The 16,029-nt window shown below is 70.3% G+C and carries 13 protein-coding genes; 4 read left to right on the top strand and 9 right to left on the bottom strand.

The window, feature by feature from the left end:
• Positions 1-215: 215 nt before the first annotated feature.
• The 6 genes from O3Q52_RS31655 to O3Q52_RS31630 all read right to left on the bottom strand — a co-directional run bounded on the left by O3Q52_RS31655 (position 216) and on the right by O3Q52_RS31630 (position 7,598).
• Complete coding sequence (locus tag O3Q52_RS31655; RefSeq protein WP_269652117.1) at positions 216-1,220, bottom strand: sugar phosphate isomerase/epimerase; 1,005 nt, start codon at positions 1,218-1,220, stop codon at positions 216-218.
• Between the two features lie 13 nt (positions 1,221-1,233).
• A complete protein-coding gene (locus tag O3Q52_RS31650; protein WP_269652116.1) occupies positions 1,234-2,454 on the bottom strand; it encodes a Gfo/Idh/MocA family protein in 1,221 nt (406 codons plus the stop codon).
• A gap of 146 nt (positions 2,455-2,600) precedes the next feature.
• Positions 2,601-3,638, bottom strand: a complete 1,038-nt coding sequence (locus tag O3Q52_RS31645) for a substrate-binding domain-containing protein (RefSeq protein WP_269652115.1) — start codon at positions 3,636-3,638, stop codon at positions 2,601-2,603.
• Positions 3,639-3,655: 17 nt separating this feature from the next.
• Positions 3,656-4,675 carry an ABC transporter permease gene (locus tag O3Q52_RS31640; RefSeq protein ID WP_269652114.1) on the bottom strand — a complete coding sequence of 340 codons (1,020 nt, stop codon included), beginning with the start codon at positions 4,673-4,675 and terminating at the stop codon, positions 3,656-3,658.
• Positions 4,672-6,189 carry a sugar ABC transporter ATP-binding protein gene (locus tag O3Q52_RS31635; protein ID WP_269652113.1) on the bottom strand — a complete coding sequence of 506 codons (1,518 nt, stop codon included), beginning with the start codon at positions 6,187-6,189 and terminating at the stop codon, positions 4,672-4,674. Before O3Q52_RS31635 ends, O3Q52_RS31640 begins: the two co-directional genes overlap by 4 nt.
• Before the next feature lie 227 nt (positions 6,190-6,416).
• Positions 6,417-7,598, bottom strand: coding sequence for an ROK family transcriptional regulator (locus O3Q52_RS31630; protein ID WP_189841044.1), 1,182 nt, complete (start codon positions 7,596-7,598; stop codon positions 6,417-6,419).
• A gap of 227 nt (positions 7,599-7,825) precedes the next feature.
• Between O3Q52_RS31630 and O3Q52_RS31625 the strand changes: the two genes are divergently transcribed.
• Positions 7,826-8,650, top strand: a complete 825-nt coding sequence (locus O3Q52_RS31625) for an NAD(P)H-binding protein (protein ID WP_269652112.1) — start codon at positions 7,826-7,828, stop codon at positions 8,648-8,650.
• 108 nt (positions 8,651-8,758) lie between these two features.
• Here the strand turns inward: O3Q52_RS31625 and O3Q52_RS31620 are convergent, their stop codons facing one another.
• The 3 genes from O3Q52_RS31620 to O3Q52_RS31610 all read right to left on the bottom strand — a co-directional run bounded on the left by O3Q52_RS31620 (position 8,759) and on the right by O3Q52_RS31610 (position 12,133).
• A complete protein-coding gene (locus O3Q52_RS31620; protein WP_269652111.1) occupies positions 8,759-9,436 on the bottom strand; it encodes a GntR family transcriptional regulator in 678 nt (225 codons plus the stop codon).
• Positions 9,437-9,608: 172 nt separating this feature from the next.
• Positions 9,609-10,547 (bottom strand): beta-ketoacyl-ACP synthase III, encoded by a 939-nt coding sequence (locus O3Q52_RS31615; RefSeq protein WP_269652110.1) that lies wholly within the window; start codon positions 10,545-10,547, stop codon positions 9,609-9,611.
• Between the two features lie 254 nt (positions 10,548-10,801).
• Complete coding sequence (locus O3Q52_RS31610) at positions 10,802-12,133, bottom strand: OFA family MFS transporter (RefSeq protein ID WP_269652109.1); 1,332 nt, start codon at positions 12,131-12,133, stop codon at positions 10,802-10,804.
• A gap of 362 nt (positions 12,134-12,495) precedes the next feature.
• Here O3Q52_RS31610 and O3Q52_RS31605 point away from each other — a divergent pair, with 362 nt between their 5' ends.
• The 3 genes from O3Q52_RS31605 to O3Q52_RS31595 form a co-directional block, all read left to right on the top strand.
• A complete protein-coding gene (locus O3Q52_RS31605) occupies positions 12,496-13,467 on the top strand; it encodes a 2-dehydropantoate 2-reductase (protein ID WP_269652108.1) in 972 nt (323 codons plus the stop codon).
• A gap of 79 nt (positions 13,468-13,546) precedes the next feature.
• Complete coding sequence (locus O3Q52_RS31600; RefSeq protein ID WP_269652107.1) at positions 13,547-15,472, top strand: molybdopterin oxidoreductase family protein; 1,926 nt, start codon at positions 13,547-13,549, stop codon at positions 15,470-15,472.
• 6 nt (positions 15,473-15,478) lie between these two features.
• Positions 15,479-16,029 (top strand): NAD(P)H-dependent oxidoreductase subunit E (locus tag O3Q52_RS31595; RefSeq protein WP_269652106.1); only part of this gene is annotated, 551 nt, incomplete at its 3' end.

Below are 16,029 nucleotides of genomic sequence, written 5' to 3'. Positions count from 1 at the left end.
GGTGAGCGGCGCACCCGCGAGGAGCGCGCCGGTGAACAGGGCCAGCGCCTTGCGCAGTTGGAGTCTCGGGCGTCGTCTGTGGCTCTCGGTTCTGGCGGTGCCTATGTGGTCGTTCCCGTGCACGGAATGCCTCCAGAGTGGGGCTGGTTGTACATGCGGGTGCGATATGCCGGGGTGCGCCGTCACCCCGGAGCGGAACACTGTGAGGGGATGGGTCAGTCGTTGCCGCCGAACGCCGCGTCGAAGGACGCCGTCGGAGGTTCGAAGTCGTACGCCTTCAGCCGGGTGAGTGCCTCGGGTGCGCCCTGGAGGCGGTCCATGCCCGCGTCCTCCCACTCGACCGAGATGGGGCCCTTGTAGTCGATGGAGCGCAGCATCCGGAAGACGTCCTCCCAGGGGACGTCGCCGTGGCCCGCGGACACGAAGTCCCAGCCGCGGCGCGGGTCGCCCCACGGCAGGTGGGAGCCGAGCCGTCCGTTGCGGCCGTCGAGGCGCTTGCGGGCCTCCTTGCAGTCCACGTGGTAGATCCGGTCGCGGAAGTCCCACAGGAAGCCGACCGGGTCGAGGTCCTGCCAGACGAAGTGCGAGGGGTCGAAGTTCAGACCGAAGGCCGGCCGGTGGCCAACGGCCTCCAGGGCGCGCTGAGTTGTCCAGTAGTCGTACGCGATCTCGCTCGGGTGGACCTCGTGCGCGAACCGCACGCCCTCGGTGTCGAAGACGTCGAGGATGGGGTTCCAGCGCATGGCGAAGTCGTCGTAGCCGCGCTCGATCATCGACTCGGGGGCGGGCGGGAACATGGCGACCAGGTGCCAGATCGCGGAGCCGGTGAAGCCGATGACGGTGTCGACGCCGAAGGCCGCCGCGGCGCGCGCGGTGTCGGCGATCTCGGCCGCCGCCCGCTGCCGTACGCCCTCCGCCTCGCCGTCTCCCCAGATACGGGAGGGCAGGATCGCCTGATGGCGTTCGTCGATGATGGCGTCGCAGACGGCCTGGCCGACCAGGTGGTTGGAGATGGCCCAGCACTTGAGGCCGTACTTGCCGAGCAGTTCCCTGCGCGAGTCGAGGTAGGCGGAGTCCGCGAGGGCCTTGCCGACCTCGAAGTGGTCGCCCCAGCAGGCGAGTTCGAGACCCTCGTAGCCGAAGTCGCGGGCGAGCCGGCAGACCTCTTCGAGCGGCAGGTCGGCCCACTGGCCGGTGAACAGCGTGAAGTTGCGCGGCATGGACTGGCCTTCCTCAGCTCGCGATGGGGGTGTAGACGGAGTTCTTCTCGGCGCTCTCCTCGACCGCCGCGAGCACGCGCTGCACCTGCAGCCCGTCCGCGAAGGAGGGCAGCGGCTGCGCGCCGTGCGCGATCGCGCGCACGAGGTCACGGGCCTGGTGGACGAAGGTGTGCTCGTAGCCGAGGCCGTGGCCCGGCGGCCACCAGGCCTCCAGGTAGGGGTGGTCGGGTTCGGTGACGAGGATGCGGCGGAAGCCGGCGTGGGTGCCGGGTTCCGTGCCGTCGTGGTACGAGAGTTCGTTGAGGCGCTCCAGGTCGAAGGCCAACGAGCCGTTCTCGCCGTTGAGTTCGATGCGCAGGGAGTTCTTGCGGCCGGTGGCGAACCGGGTGGCCTCGAAGGACCCGAGGGCGCCCGAGGCGAACCGTCCGGTGAACAGCGCGGCGTCGTCGACCGTGACGGCGCCGCGGTCGCTGCCCCCGGCCGCCGAGAGGCCACTGGAGGTTCCGGACAGCAGCGGCCGCTCCCGTACGAAGGTCTCGGTGAGCGCGGACACTCCCACGACCGGCTCCCCCGCCAGGTACTGGGCGAGGTCGACGATGTGCGCGCCGAGGTCGCCGAGCGCTCCCGAGCCCGCCGTCTCCTTGCGCAGCCGCCAGGTGAGCGGGAACTCCCGGTCCACCAGCCAGTCCTGAAGGTAGGTCACCCGGACGTGCCGCAGGGTGCCGAGGCGCCCCTCGGAGACCATCTGCCGGGCGAGCGAAGTGGCGGGCACCCGGCGGTAGTTGAAGCCGACCATCGCCACCTGGCCGCGCTCGGCGGCGGCCTGGGCGGCCTCGGCCATCGCCTCGGCCTCCTCGACCGTGTTGGCGAGGGGCTTCTCGCACAGCACGTGCTTGCCCGCGGCGAGCGCCGCGACGGCGATCTCGGCGTGGCTGTCACCGGGGGTGCAGATGTCGACCACGTCGACGTCCTCGCGGGAGATCAGCGCCCGCCAGTCGGTCTCGGCGGCCGCCCAGCCGAGCCGGTCGGCCGCCGCTCGTACGGCTCCCGCGTCACGGCCGCAGACGGCGGCGAGGACCGGTCGGCGTGGCAGGTCGAAGACACGGCCCACGGTGCGCCAGCCCTGTGAGTGGGCGGCGCCCATGAACGCGTATCCGACCATGCCCACGCCCAGGGGCGGCCTTCCGGCCGCTGCCCCGGCCTGTGCCTCGTCGGGCTGCTGCGGCTGTCCCATGCGGAGGTCCTCCTCTTCGTCGTGGCGCGGTGGGGGGTGTTGTGCGACAGCGCTCCGCTTGGGCGCGGTGTGATGACTGCGGGTCCGTTGTGGCTGGTCGCGCAGTTCCCCGCGCCCCTTACGGGGCGCCCCTACAGGGGCGCGGCCTACTTGAAGCCGGTGGGCAGGTACTGCTTCACGTTCGCCTTGTCGACGACCGCCGAGTAGAGCGTCAGGGACGCCGGGATCTCGAACTCGGCGAGGCCTCCGACGCCCTTGCCCTGGCCGAGGGCGCGGGCGAGGTCGATCGCGGACGCGGCCATGGTGGGCGGGTAGAGGACGGTGGCCTTGAGGACGCTGTTGTCCGACTCGATGGCCTGCATGGCGGACAGGGCGCCCGCGCCGCCGACCATCAGGAAGTCGTCGCGTCCGGCCTGCTCGATGGCGCGCAGGGCGCCGACTCCCTGGTCGTCGTCGTGGTTCCACAGGGCGTCGAAGTTCGACTGGGCCTGCAGGAGTTGGGACATCTTGGCCTGTCCCGACTCGACGGTGAACTCGGCGGCCTGACGGGCGACCTTCTTGATGTTCGGGTAGTTCTTGAGGGCCGCGTCGAAGCCCTGCGTGCGCTGCTTCGTCAGCTCCAGGTTGTCGAGTCCCGCGAGCTCGATGACCCGCGCGCCCTTCTTGTCCTTGAGCTTCTCGCCGATGTAGTGGCCGGCGTTGAGGCCCATGCCGTAGTTGTCGCCGCCTATCCAGCAGCGGTACGCCTGCGGGGAGTTGAAGATCCGGTCGAGGTTGACGACGGGAATGCCCGCGCGCATCGCCTGGAGGCCGACCTGGGTGAGCGCCTTGCCGTCGGCGGGCAGCACCACCAGGACGTCGACCTTCTTGTTGATCAGCGTCTCGATCTGGCCGATCTGCTGGGCGGTGTCGTTGGAGCCCTCCGTGATCTCCAGCGTCACGTCCTTGTACTTCTTGGCGCGGCTCTTGGCGTTGTCGTTGATCGCGTTGAGCCAGCCGTGGTCGGCCTGCGGGCCGGCGAAGCCGATGGTGACCTGCTTGCCGGGCTTGTCGTCGGCGGCGGGCTGGTCGTTGGAGGCCGGCTCGTCGCCGGATTCATTGCTGGTGCAACCGGCGAGGAGGACACCGGCCGAGACGGCGGCGGTGCCGAAGAGCAGTCCTCTGCGGCTCGTGATCTCTGGCATGGCGGTGAACCCTTTCCTCAGGTCGTGCTGGCGGTACGGCGCTGGACGAGCACGGCGGCGACGATGATCGCGCCCTTGGCGATCTGCTGGACGTCGCTCTGCAGGTTGTTCAGGGCGAAAATGTTGGTGATCGTGGTGAAGATCAGGACTCCGAGCACCGAGCCGACGATGGTGCCGCGTCCGCCGGTGAGCAGGGTGCCGCCGATGATCGCGGCGGCGATGGCGTCGAGTTCGTAGAGGTTGCCGTTGGTGTTCTGGCCCGAGCCGGACAGGATGATCAGCAGGAAGGCCGCGATTCCGCAGCACAGTCCGGACAGCAGGTAGAGGTAGAGGCGCTGGCGGCGTACGTCGATGCCGGCGAGCCGGGCCGCCTCCGCGTTGCCGCCGACGGCGACCGTGCGGCGGCCGAAGGTGGTGCGGTTGAGCACGAGCCAGCCGATGATCGTCACGACCGCGAACACCATGACGAGCGGCGGGACGCCGAGGACGTAGGAGTCGCGCTCACCGAGGTCGAGGATGCCGTCGACGGTGACGACCTGGGTGTTGCCGTCGGTTATCTGGAGAGCGAGGCCGCGGGCCGAGGCGAGCATGGCCAGTGTCGCGATGAAGGGCACCATGGTGCCGTACGCGATCAGCACGCCGTTGACGAGGCCGCAGCCGACGCCGACGATCACCGCCGTGAAGAAGATGCCGGCGAAGCCGTAGTCCTGGGTGGCGACGGTCGTCGCCCACACCGAGGCGAGTGCGACGATCGCGCCGACGGACAGGTCGATGCCGCCGGAGATGATGACGAAGGTCATGCCGACCGTGACGACACCGATCACCGAGGCCTGGGTGAGGACGAGTTGGAGGTTGCGGGTGTCGAGGAACTCGTCGGGCTTGGTGATGCCTCCGATGAGAATCAGGGCTGCGAGCACACCGAGCAGCGAGAGCGTGCGGACGTCGGCACGGGCCACGACCGCCCGCCACGGACTGGGTTCCACCTGTGGTGACAGCTTCGGGATTTCGTCCCGGGGCGGGGACACGGGCTGCGTCATGACGCCGGGCTTCCTTCCATGACGAGGTCGAGTACGCGGTGTTCGTCGAGCTCCTGGGCCGGCGCCGTGTGCACGACCCGGCCTTCTCGGAGCACCAGGACGCGGTCGGCGAGGCCGAGGACCTCGGGTACTTCGCTGGAGACCATGAGCACGGCCAGGCCTTCGTCGGCGAGGCGGCGGATGACGGCGTACAGCTCGGCGCGGGCGCCGACGTCGACGCCGCGGGTCGGTTCGTCGAGCAGCAGCACCCGGCAGCCGCGCAGCAGCCAGCGGGCGAGGACCGCCTTCTGCTGGTTGCCGCCGGAGAGGGTGCGCACGGGGGCGGACGGGTTGTCGGGGCGCAGTGACAGCTCGCGGGTCGCCTTCTGCGCCGCGTTCCGCTCGGCGCTCCGGTCGAGCCAACCCCCGTACGAGAAGCGGGACATGGAGGACACGGAGACATTCCGGGTGACGGACTCCAGCATCAGCAGGGCCTGTGCCTTGCGTTCCTCGGGGGCGAGGCCGAGTCCGGCGCGGACGGCGGCGCGGACACTGCCGGGCTTCAACCGCTTGCCGTCGACGAGGACTTGGCCGGCGCTCGGCCTGCGGGCGCCGTAGATGGTCTCCAGGATCTCGGAGCGGCCGGAGCCGACGAGTCCCGCGAGGCCGACGATCTCGCCGGGGCGCAGGGTGAGGTCGAGCGAGGCGAACTCACCGTCCCGGGCGAGGCCTTGGACCTCCAGCACCGGCTCGGGCAGCGCCTGGTGCGTGGGGCGTTCGGGGAAGACGTACTCGACGTTGCGCCCGGTCATCAGCGCGACGACCTCGCGGGTCGGCGTCGACTTCGCGGGCAGTCCGCCCGCCACCGCCCGGCCGTCCTTCAGGACCGTGACCCGGTCGCCGATGCGGCGGATCTCCTCCAGCCGGTGCGAGATGTAGACGACGGCGACGCCCTCCGCGGTCAGGTCGCCGACGATACGGAAGAGGTTGTCGACCTCGTCGGGGTCCAGGGCCGCGGACGGTTCGTCCATGACGATGAGGCGTACATCGTGGGAGAGCGCCCGCGCCATGGAGACGATCTGCTGCTGGGCCGCGGACAACTCACCGACGAGCCGCGCGGGATCGATCTCCGAATGTCCGAGTCGCTTGAGGAGAGCGCCGGTCGAGGCCTTGGCGTCCTTGCCGCGTACGACGAAACCGGCGGTCGTCGGCTCATGGCCGAGGTAGACGTTCTCGGCCACCGACAGGTGCTCCACCAGGTCGAGTTCCTGGTAGATGGTGGCGATGCCGAGGCGCATGGCGGCGATGGGCGAGCGCAGGGTGACCTGTTCGCCGCGCCAGGTGATCGTGCCGTCGTCCGGCTGGTGGGCGCCGGCCAGGACCTTGATGAGCGTGGACTTCCCCGCGCCGTTCTGGCCGAGCAGGCAGTGCACTTCGCCGGTCTGGACGTCGAGGTCGACGCCGTCGAGGGCCCGGACACCGGGGAACGACTTGGTGATGCCGGACATGGTGAGCAGGGGTGGTTCTGGAGCCATGACGGTTCCCCTCGGCGTGCGGGCCGGTCTCAGGGCAGGGCGGAGTGAGGGCAGGGCGGAGTGAGGGCAGGGCGAAGCAGGGTGTGTGGTGAGGTGTGGTGCGGGAGCGCCTCAGGAAGAGGCGCTGCTCTTGCGGCTCGGGAGAAGGTTGCGCTCTTGCGGCTCGGAGATGTGGCGCTCGTGCGGCTCGTGGAGATGTGGCGCTGTTGCGGCTCTGGAAGCAGGCGTTACGCGGGTGAGAAGAGGTGGTCGCTGATGAGCCGGGCCGCGCCGATGACTCCGGCGGTGGGGCCCAACTCCCCCAGAACGATCGGGAGGTTGCCGGTCGCCAGAGGCAGCGACTGGCGGTAGACCTGGGTGCGGATCGCGGCGAGCAGGGTGTGGCCGAGTCCGGTCACACCGCCGCCGATCACCACCAGGCCCGGATTGAAGAAGCTGACGAGTCCGGCGATGACCTGGCCGGTGCGGTTGCCGCCCTCGCGGATCAGATCGAGCGCGGTGGCGTCGCCCGCGGCGGCCGCGGCGGCGACGTCGACGGCGCTCAGGGCGCCAGCCGCCTCCAGTCGTGCCGCCAGTTCCTGGGAAAGCCCCTGCTGGGCGGCCTCCGTGGCGTCGCGGGCGAGCGCGGCGCCGCTGAAGTGGGCCTCCAGGCAGCCCCGGTTGCCGCACGCGCACGGGCGGCCGTCCGGCACGGCCTGGATGTGGCCGATGTCGCCGGCGCTGCCCGTCGTACCGCGGTAGACCTCACCGCCGACGACGATTCCGCAGCCGATACCGGTACCGATCTTGACGCAGAGGAAGTCGCCCACGGAACGGGCCACGCCCGCGTGCTGCTCCCCCATCGCCATCAGGTTCACGTCGTTGTCGACCATGACGGGGCAGCCGAGGTCCTGACTCAGTGCCTCGCGGACCGGGAACCCGTCCCAGCCCGGCATGATCGGCGGGGCGACCGGGACACCCTCGGGGAAACGGACCGGGCCGGGTACGCCGATGCCGGCGCCGTCGAACCCCTCCGCGAGCCCCGAGGCCCTCAACTTCGCTGCCATGGACAGGACTTGCTCGAAGACCGCGACCGGACCCTCGCGTACGTCCATGGGCTGGTTGATGTGCCCCAGCACCTCCAGCTCCGCGTTGGTGACGGCCACGTCGACCGAGGTGGCGCCGATGTCGACCCCGAGGAAGCGCAGTGCGGGAGCGAGCCGGATGTTGTGGGAGCGGCGGCCGCCGCGCGAGGCGGCGAGTCCGTCGGCCACCACAAGGCCCGTTTCCAGCAGCCGTTCGACCTCGACGGCCAGCTTGGACCGCGAGAGGTCCACCTGATCGCCCAGCTGGGCCCGCGAGTTGGGCCCCCCGTCACGCAACAGCCTGAGCAGCCGCGCCTGGTGGGCGTTTCCGGGTCGCGCCGTCATGCGTCTCACGAGCCCCTCCCGGCCTCATCGGCACCGCCGTCGTTGGCTTTCGAGTGGAACGTAGCAGCGGCTGCCGAAGCTGGGAAGAAGTTGAGCCCAAATTGCCGACGACTTCTTCCACTGAGAGGACAAAGCGAGCTGGAGCGGTGGCCACGCGCGGAACGGCACAGCAGGATGGGCACCCTGTGCTCCGCGCTGCCGTGGCCCGGGGCGGGAGGGGGGAACTCATGATCCTGGTGACGGGTGCCACGGGGAACGTCGGCGCCGGAGTGGTGCGCGCGGTGGCGGCCGCGGGTGAGCCGGTGCGGGCGATGAGCCGTTCGGGCGAGGGGGCCGGACTGCCGCAGGGTGCCGAGGGGGTGGCCGGCGACCTGAACCGCCCGGAGACCGTACGGGAGGCGCTCGACGGGGTGCGCGCCCTGTTCCTGATGCCCGGGTACGAGGGCCAGCGGGCCGTCCTGGCCGACGCGCGGGCGGCCGGTGTCGAGCGGGTCGTGATGCTCTCCGGCAAGTCGGCGGCGGTCGACGACGGAAACGCGGTGACCCGCTATATGCGGGCGTCGGAGAACGGGGTGCGCGAGTCCGGGCTCGCCTGGACCTTCCTGCGGCCCGTGAGCTTCATGTCCAACGCGGTGTCGCTCGCGGACCAGATACGCAAGGGCGACGAGGTGCGCGTGCCGTTCCCCGGTGTCCGTACGGCGGACATCGATCCGTACGACATAGCCCAGGTCGCCGCCCGGGCCCTCCTCTCGCCCGAACACGCGGGCCACGCCTACACCCTGACGGGCCCTCAGTCACTGCTGCCCGCCGACAGGATCGCCGTCCTCGGTGAGGTGCTGGGCCGCGAGCTGCGTACCGTCGGCCTCACGGACGAGGAGGCCCGCGAGGCGCTGGGGGCCGCCTTCCCTGCTCCGTACGCCGAGGCGTTCCTCCGCTTCTTCGCCGACGGGATCCTGGACGAGTCCCAGGTCCTGCCCACGGTCGAGGAGGTCACGGGCCGACCACCACGCACGTTCCGCCAGTGGGCGACGGAACACGCGAACGCCTTCTGACGGCCCGGCCCCGCAAGGGGCGCGGGGAACTGCGCGTCCGGCCACGACGCACCCGCAGACGGCACCGAACCTCCCAGACGCACCCGGCGCCCGGCGGAGCGCAAACGCTCAGTCGCGCGGTCGCGCGTGGTACGTCCTGCGGGTGTGCTCGGTGTGGGCGCGCATGACCTCGGTCGCGCGCTGCTCGTCGCGGGCGGCGATCGCGGCGATCAGGTCGCGGTGCTCGATCCAGGACTGGTGGCCGCGCTGCCGGGCGACCGGCGTGTAGTACCAACGGACCCGCCGGTCGACCTGGGCGGCCAGCTCGGCGAGGACCGTGTTGCCCGCGAGCTCCATGACCTTCGCGTGGAAACGGGCGTTCGTCGCGACCGCCCCGTCCACGTCGTCGGCGCCGACCGCCTCCTCGCCCTGGGCGCACAGCTCCTCAAGGGCGGCGATCCCCGCCGTGCCCGTGTTGGCCGCCGCCAGCCGGGCGGCCTCGGCCTCCAACAGCGTGCGCACAGTGAGGAGTTGGTCGGCCTCGGCCTCCGTCGGTTCGTGCACGAAGGCTCCCTGGGCGGGCCGCAGATCGACCCATCCCTCGGTGTTCAGCCGCTGCAGCGCCTCGCGCACGGGCTGCCGGGAGACCCCGAGGTGCCCCGCCAGCTCGCTCTCGACCAGATGCTGGCCGGGCTGCAGGGCACGTGTGGTGATCAGTTCGAGCAGCGCTTCGTAGACACGGTCCCGGAGCGGTCCCGGCCGTTCGAGCTTGGGCACCGACCCCTGCGGCAGTCCGGTCGACAACATCGCGGTCCCCCTCCTGGGCAGTGGCGGCGTGCGCGCCGACAGCACGGCAGCCTCAAAGCCAGTATCAATTGTCTTTCGTCTACAGTCTACGGCGCACAATGGCCAGGCCGAGGGGGAGTTGACCTCGTCACACGCCCCTTCCGAGGGGCTTGCTCACCGGAATACGCGCACGTCACGGGCAGCGGATGACCTGTCCCGCGTACGAGAGGTTGCCGCCGAAGCCGAAGAGCAGGACCGGGTCGCCGGTGGAGATCTCGCCGCGTTCGACGAGCTTGGACAGGGCGATCGGGATGCTGGCGGCGGAGGTGTTGCCCGACTCGGTGACATCGCGCGCGACGACCGCGTTCACGGCGCCGATCTTCGCGGCGAGGGGCTCGATGATGCGCAGGTTGGCCTGGTGCAGCACGACCGCGGCCAGTTCCTCGGGGGTCAGGCCGGCGCGCTCGCAGGCCGCGCGCGCGAGGGACGGGAGCTTGGTGGTCGCCCAGCGGTAGACGCTCTGGCCCTCCTGCGCGAACCGCGAGGGGGTGCCCTCGATGCGTACCGCGTGTCCCATCTCGGGCACCGAGCCCCACAGCACGGGCCCGATGGCGGGCTCCTCGGCGGCCTCGACGACGGCGGCCCCCGCCCCGTCCCCGACGAGCACACAGGTCGTCCGGTCCGTCCAGTCGGCCACGTCGGACATCTTGTCGGCGCCGATGACCAGCACCCGGGTCGCGGCACCCGCGCGGACGGCGTGGTCGGCGGTGGCCAGGGCGTGCGTGAAGCCCGCACAGACGACGTTGACGTCCATGGCGGCGGGCGACGGGATGCCGAGGCGGGCGGCGACCCGGGCGGCCATGTTCGGCGACTTGTCGACGGCGGTGGAGGTGGCCACCAGGACGAAGTCGATGTCGTCGGGGGCGAGGCCGGCGGCCGCCAGGGCCTTGGCCGCCGCGTGCGCGGCCAGCTCGTCGACCGGTTCGTCGGGGCCCGCGATGTGCCGCGTACGGATGCCCACCCGGCTCGTGATCCACTCGTCGCTGGTGTCGACCAGGTCCGCCAGGTCCTCGTTGGTGAGGATCCTGGCGGGCTGGTAGTGGCCGACAGCGGCGATGCGTGAGCCGTTCATGGGCGGTCCCCTTGGTTGCCTGGGTAACGGGACTCACCAGTCTGATCAGGTACTCACGGGTACGAGGGCACGTAATGCCACAGGATTGGTGTGCCACCCTTGTCGGCTTCTGTCAGGCCCTCGGACACCCGAACACCTACCCTGTGAACAATTGGGTGGCCTTCTGCACCAGCTCGTACAGACCATAGGCCAACGGAGCGCCCACCCAGAGCCAGGCGAACGCGATCAACGGACGACGGTCGGGCGCGCTGCCCTCAGGCGGACTGCTGTCGCTCGTGGACATCGGAGGCCTCCCTCTGGGCGGGGATGTGATGGCGGGCGTTGACCGGGCGGACCAGTTCGTTGGCGACGAAGCCGATCACGAGCAGCCCGATCATGATGACCAGTGACACTCCGTAGAGGGACGCTCCTGATTTGCCGGCCTCCTCCTGGCGGTCCGCGATCCAGTTGACGATCAGTGGTCCGAGGACTCCGGCGGTCGACCAGGCGGTGAGCAGCCGCCCGTGGATCGCGCCGACCTGGTAGGTCCCGAAGAGGTCCTTCAGGTAGGCGGGGATGGTCGCGAAACCGCCTCCGTAGAAGGAGAGGATCACCAGGGCGCAGCAGATGAACAGCGGCTTCGAGGAGTCTCCGACCCAGGCGATGAGGGCGTACATCAGCGCGCCGACGCCCAGGTAGACGCGGTAGATGTTCTTGCGCCCGATCAGGTCGGACGTCGACGACCAGCCGATACGGCCCGCCATGTTCGCCGCCGAGAGCAGCGCGACGAACCCGGCCGCCGCCGACACCGAGACGGGTGTGGAGGTGTCCGAGAAGAAGTCCGTGATCATCGGGGCGGCCTTCTCCAGGATGCCGATGCCCGCGGTCACGTTCATGCAGAGCACCACCCACAGGCACCAGAACTGCGGGGTGCGTATGGCGCTGTTCGCGGAGACCTGTACGCCTTGGAGTGGCGCCGGAGTGCCGTCGGCCGCGGTCTTCGTGGGGCGCGGCACGCGGACCAGGAACACGCCGAGGGACATGAAGACGGCGTACGTCAGTCCGTGCACGAGGAACGCCTGGGCGATGCCGGAGCTGTCGGAGCCGAAGGACTCCAGCATCTGCGCGGACCACGGCGAGGCGATGAGCGCGCCGCCGCCGAAGCCCATGATGGCGATGCCGGTGGCCATGCCCGGCCTGTCCGGGAACCACTTGATGAGCGTGGAGACGGGCGAGATGTAGCCGATGCCCAGGCCGATGCCGCCGACGAAGCCGTAGCCGAAGACGATCAGCCAGTACTGCTCGGTGGCGGCGCCGAGCGCGGAGAGCAGGAAGCCCGACGAGAAGCAGATCAGGGCGACCGTCATCGCCCAGCGCGGCCCGTTGCGCTCGACGAGTGTGCCGCCGAACGCGGCGGACAGGCCGAGCATCACGATGCCGAGCTGGAAGGGCAGGGCGCTCTGGGTGCCGCTGAGGTCGAGCGCGGACTCCAGGGACGGCTTGAACACGGACCAGGCGTAGGCCTGTCCGATGGAGAGGTGGACCGACAGGGCCGCGGGCGGGACCAGCCAGCGGCTCCAGCCCGGTGGGGCTACAGGGGGACTCATGATCCCGGACGATAGGAACCGGTCGGCCGGTTGGGAAGACGGCCACACGAACGCGTATGCCGTGTGCGGTGAACGGTATGCGATGCGCGACGAACGGTCGGTTCGGTCCGACGAACGGCATTCGGGCGCCGCGCTCGGCCGGACTCGGCCGAACTCGACTGCTCCACCAAGGGTGTTCGGTGCGCGACGCTCAGCGAACCCCGAACCGTGTCCGGCGACACCGGGCGGAGCCCCCGAGCCTGTCGCAGGTGCTGCGCGAACCCTTGCTGCCCCAACTCCCATACTGTAGACAATATTCAGTCGACATGGTTCAACGCTGTTCAGCGTCTCCTCGGTACCCTCGACCGAACGGAGCCCCTCCCGTGAAAGTGGCAGTTCTCGGCGCCGGTGCTATCGGCGCCTACGTCGGTGCCGCGCTGCATCGCGCGGGTGCCGATGTGCACCTCATCGCCCGTGGACCGCATCTCGCGGCCATGAGGCAGCACGGAGTGCGAGTGCTCAGTCCGCGCGGCGACTTCACCGCGCGGACGCACGCCACCGACGACCCGGCCGAGGTCGGCCCGGTCGACTTCGTCCTCCTGGGCCTGAAGGCCAACTCGTACGCGGCGTGCGGGCCGCTCATCGAGCCTCTCCTGAACGACACGACAGCGGTGATCGCCGCTCAGAACGGCATCCCCTGGTGGTACTTCCACCGGCACGGCGGCCCGCACGACGGCCACCGTGTCGAGAGCGTGGACCCGGGCGGCGCGGTCAGTGCGGTGATCGCGCCCGAACGGGCCGTCGGCTGCGTCGTCTACGCGGCGACCGAGCTGGAAGGACCGGGAGTCGTCCGCCACTTGGAAGGCACCCGGTTCTCCGTCGGAGAACCGGACCGCTCGGTCTCGGTGCGCTGCACGGCGTTCAGCGAGGCCATGATCGCGGGCGGACTCAAGTGCCCCGTCGAGCCTGACCTGCGCAACGACATCTGGCTCAAGCTGCTCGGCAACATCTCCTTCAACCCCATCAGCGCCCTGGCCCGCGCGACCATGCGGCAGATGTGCCTGCACGGCGGTACGCGCCGGGTCATCGAGATCATGATGACCGAGACGCTCGCGGTCGCCGAGGCACTGGGCTGCGAGGTGGGCGTCTCCATCGAACGGCGGCTGGCCGGCGCGGAGCGCGTCGGCGACCACCGCACCTCGACGCTCCAGGACCTGGAGCGCGGCAAACCGCTCGAACTCGACGTGCTGCTCGCCGCAGTCGTCGAACTCGCGGAGATCACCGACGTCCCGGTGCCCACGCTCCGCACCGTCCACGCCATCTCGGACCTGCTCGCCCTGAGGACAGCCGCATGAGGACTTCCATCAGGACTTCCATCAGGACTTCCACGAGGACCTTCACCAGGACCGTCACGAGGACTTTGAGGAACGCCGTATGAGGAAGCGCGACCGAACTCCCAAGACGTACAACCGACTTGAGTATCCGCTGGTCCGTGACTCGCGCGACGAGCCCTTCCGCAGGGCGAGTTGGGACGAGGCCCTGGACCGAGCCGCCCGGGGCCTGGGCGCGGCACGCGACGCGTTCGGCATGTTCTCCTGCGCCCGCGCGACCAACGAGATGAACTACGTGGCGCAGAAGTTCGCCCGCGTGGTCATGGGCACCAACAACGTCGACTCCTGCAACCGGACCTGCCACGCGCCCAGCGTGGCGGGCCTGTCGGCAGCCTTCGGATCCGGTGGCGGCACCTCCTCGTACGCCGAGGTCGAGCACAGCGACCTCATCGTGATGTGGGGTTCCAACGCCCGTTTCGCGCACCCGATCTTCTTCCATCACGTGCTGAAGGGGATCAGGAACGGCGCCCGGATGTACGCGGTCGACCCGCGCCGCACGTCCACGGCCGAGTGGGCGGAGAGCTGGCTCGGGCTGAACGTCGGCACGGACATCCCGATGGCGCACGCGATCGGCCGCGAGATCATCCGGGCCGGGCTGGCCAACGACGCGTTCATCGAGCGGGCGACCACCGGCTTCGAGGAGTACAAGCAGCTCGTCGAGCCCTGGACGCTGTCCCTCGCCGAGAAGGTGACGGGCGTACCGGCCGCCGCGATAAGGGAGTTGGCGCACGCCTACGCCCGCGCCGAGCGCGCCCAGCTGTGCTGGACGCTCGGCATCACCGAGCACCACAACGGCACGGACAACGTCCGTGCGCTCATCAACCTGTCGCTCCTGACGGGCCATGTGGGGCGGTTCGGCTCGGGGCTGCAGCCCCTGCGCGGGCAGAACAACGTGCAGGGCGGCGGCGACATGGGCGCCATCCCGAACCGGCTGCCCGGCTTCCAGGACATCCTCGACCCGGACACTCGGCTGAAGTTCGAGTCCGCCTGGGACACCGTCATCCAGCCCCACTACGGGATGAACCTGACGGAGATGTTCGAGGCCATGGAGGAGGGCACGCTCAAGGCCGTCTACTGCATCGGGGAGAACCCGGCGCAGTCGGAGGCCGACAGCGAGCAGGCGGTACGCCGTATGCGGGCCCTCGACTTCCTCGTCGTCCAGGACATCTTCCTGACGAAGACGGCCGAGCTGGCGGACGTCGTCCTGCCCGCGACGGCCGGCTGGGCCGAGACCGAGGGCACAACCACCAACAGCGAGCGACGGGTTCAGCGGGTGCGCCGAGCGGTGATCCCGCCCGGTGAGGCCCGCGAGGACATCGACATCCTCTGCGACCTCGCCTCCCGAATGGGCCACGAGTGGAAGTACGCGGACTCCGAGGCCGTCTGGAACGAGCTGCGGTCGGTGTCCCCGGACCACTTCGGGATGACGTACGAGCGCCTGGAGGAGCACCAGGGCATCCAGTGGCCGTGCCCGGAGACGGACCGGATCGAACCGACCTATCTGCACGGCCGGTTGTGGGCGTCCGACCCGGCCGAGCGCGGCCGGCTCGCACCCTTCGGGCTGGTCCAGCACGACCCGCCCGTCGACCTGACGGACGAGGAGTACCCGATCCGGCTGACCACCGGGCGGCGGCTCGACTCGTACAACACCGGGGTGCAGAGCGGCGGTTTCGCGTCGCCGCTGCGGCGCGGTGAGTACGTCGAGCTGTGCCCGGAGGACGCGGAGCGCTACGGCGTGGTGGTCGGCGAGGAGGTCCAGATCTCCTCGCGGCGCGGGGCGGTGGTGGCGCCGGTGTGGGTCGACACGGCGCTGCGGCCCGGGCTCGCGTTCATGACCATGCACTTTCCCGACGAGGTGGACACCAACCAGCTGACGATCGAGGCCAATTGCCCGATCGCGGGGACGGCGGAGTTCAAGGCGTCGGCGATCCGGATCGACAAGCTGCCGGTTGCTATTCAAGTGAGGTGATGTCAAGTGGACCTGCGCTTCGGTGACAGCAAGCCGACGGACGAGGAACGGGCGGCCATCGACACGCTGCTCGGCCCTCCGGAGTCATCGTGGGAGGGCGCCGACCGTTCCGACGCCGACCTGAGGTGGGCACGCGGCGGGCGTGAGGCCCGGGAACGCCGTGACCTGCTGTTGCCGGGGCTGCACGCCGTCAACGACCGGATCGGCTGGATCAGCGAGGGCGCCCTCGACTACCTCTGCCGACGGCTGACCGTGCCGCCGGCGGAGGCCTACGGGGTCGCCACCTTCTACGCGATGTTCTCGGTGAAGCCGCGGCCCGCGACGGTCCTGCACGTCTGCACGGACCTCGCGTGCGCGGCGGCGGGTGCATCGGAGCTGTGCGCGGGCGTCGAGGCCAGGCTCGGCCTCGGCAGCGGTGTGAGCGTCGAGCGCAGCCCCTGCCTGGGCCTGTGCGAACGCGCTCCGGCCGCGCTGGCGATCAAGGCCGGGGATCCGGTGCGTACGGCCGTGTCGGCGCCCGCGACCGTCGAGCGGGCCGTGCTCGCGGCGAGCGCGCC

This window comes from Streptomyces sp. ActVer, from assembly GCF_027270795.1.
GTDB classification, from domain to species: Bacteria; Actinomycetota; Actinomycetes; order Streptomycetales; family Streptomycetaceae; genus Streptomyces; species Streptomyces umbrinus_A.
The sequence above is the reverse complement of the archived record's forward strand: the minus strand, read 5'-3'. Positions and strand labels throughout refer to the sequence as shown.

Coding starts and splice junctions, on each gene's coding strand:
- O3Q52_RS31655 (WP_269652117.1), bottom strand. CDS start 1,220: ATGCCGCGCAACTTCACGCTGTTCACCGGCCAGTGGGCCGACCTGCCG.
- O3Q52_RS31650 (WP_269652116.1), bottom strand. CDS start 2,454: ATGGGACAGCCGCAGCAGCCCGACGAGGCACAGGCCGGGGCAGCGGCC.
- O3Q52_RS31645 (WP_269652115.1), bottom strand. CDS start 3,638: ATGCCAGAGATCACGAGCCGCAGAGGACTGCTCTTCGGCACCGCCGCC.
- O3Q52_RS31640 (WP_269652114.1), bottom strand. CDS start 4,675: ATGACGCAGCCCGTGTCCCCGCCCCGGGACGAAATCCCGAAGCTGTCA.
- O3Q52_RS31635 (WP_269652113.1), bottom strand. CDS start 6,189: ATGGCTCCAGAACCACCCCTGCTCACCATGTCCGGCATCACCAAGTCG.
- O3Q52_RS31630 (WP_189841044.1), bottom strand. CDS start 7,598: ATGACGGCGCGACCCGGAAACGCCCACCAGGCGCGGCTGCTCAGGCTG.
- O3Q52_RS31625 (WP_269652112.1), top strand. CDS start 7,826: ATGATCCTGGTGACGGGTGCCACGGGGAACGTCGGCGCCGGAGTGGTG.
- O3Q52_RS31620 (WP_269652111.1), bottom strand. CDS start 9,436: ATGTTGTCGACCGGACTGCCGCAGGGGTCGGTGCCCAAGCTCGAACGG.
- O3Q52_RS31615 (WP_269652110.1), bottom strand. CDS start 10,547: ATGAACGGCTCACGCATCGCCGCTGTCGGCCACTACCAGCCCGCCAGG.
- O3Q52_RS31610 (WP_269652109.1), bottom strand. CDS start 12,133: ATGAGTCCCCCTGTAGCCCCACCGGGCTGGAGCCGCTGGCTGGTCCCG.
- O3Q52_RS31600 (WP_269652107.1), top strand. CDS start 13,547: ATGAGGAAGCGCGACCGAACTCCCAAGACGTACAACCGACTTGAGTAT.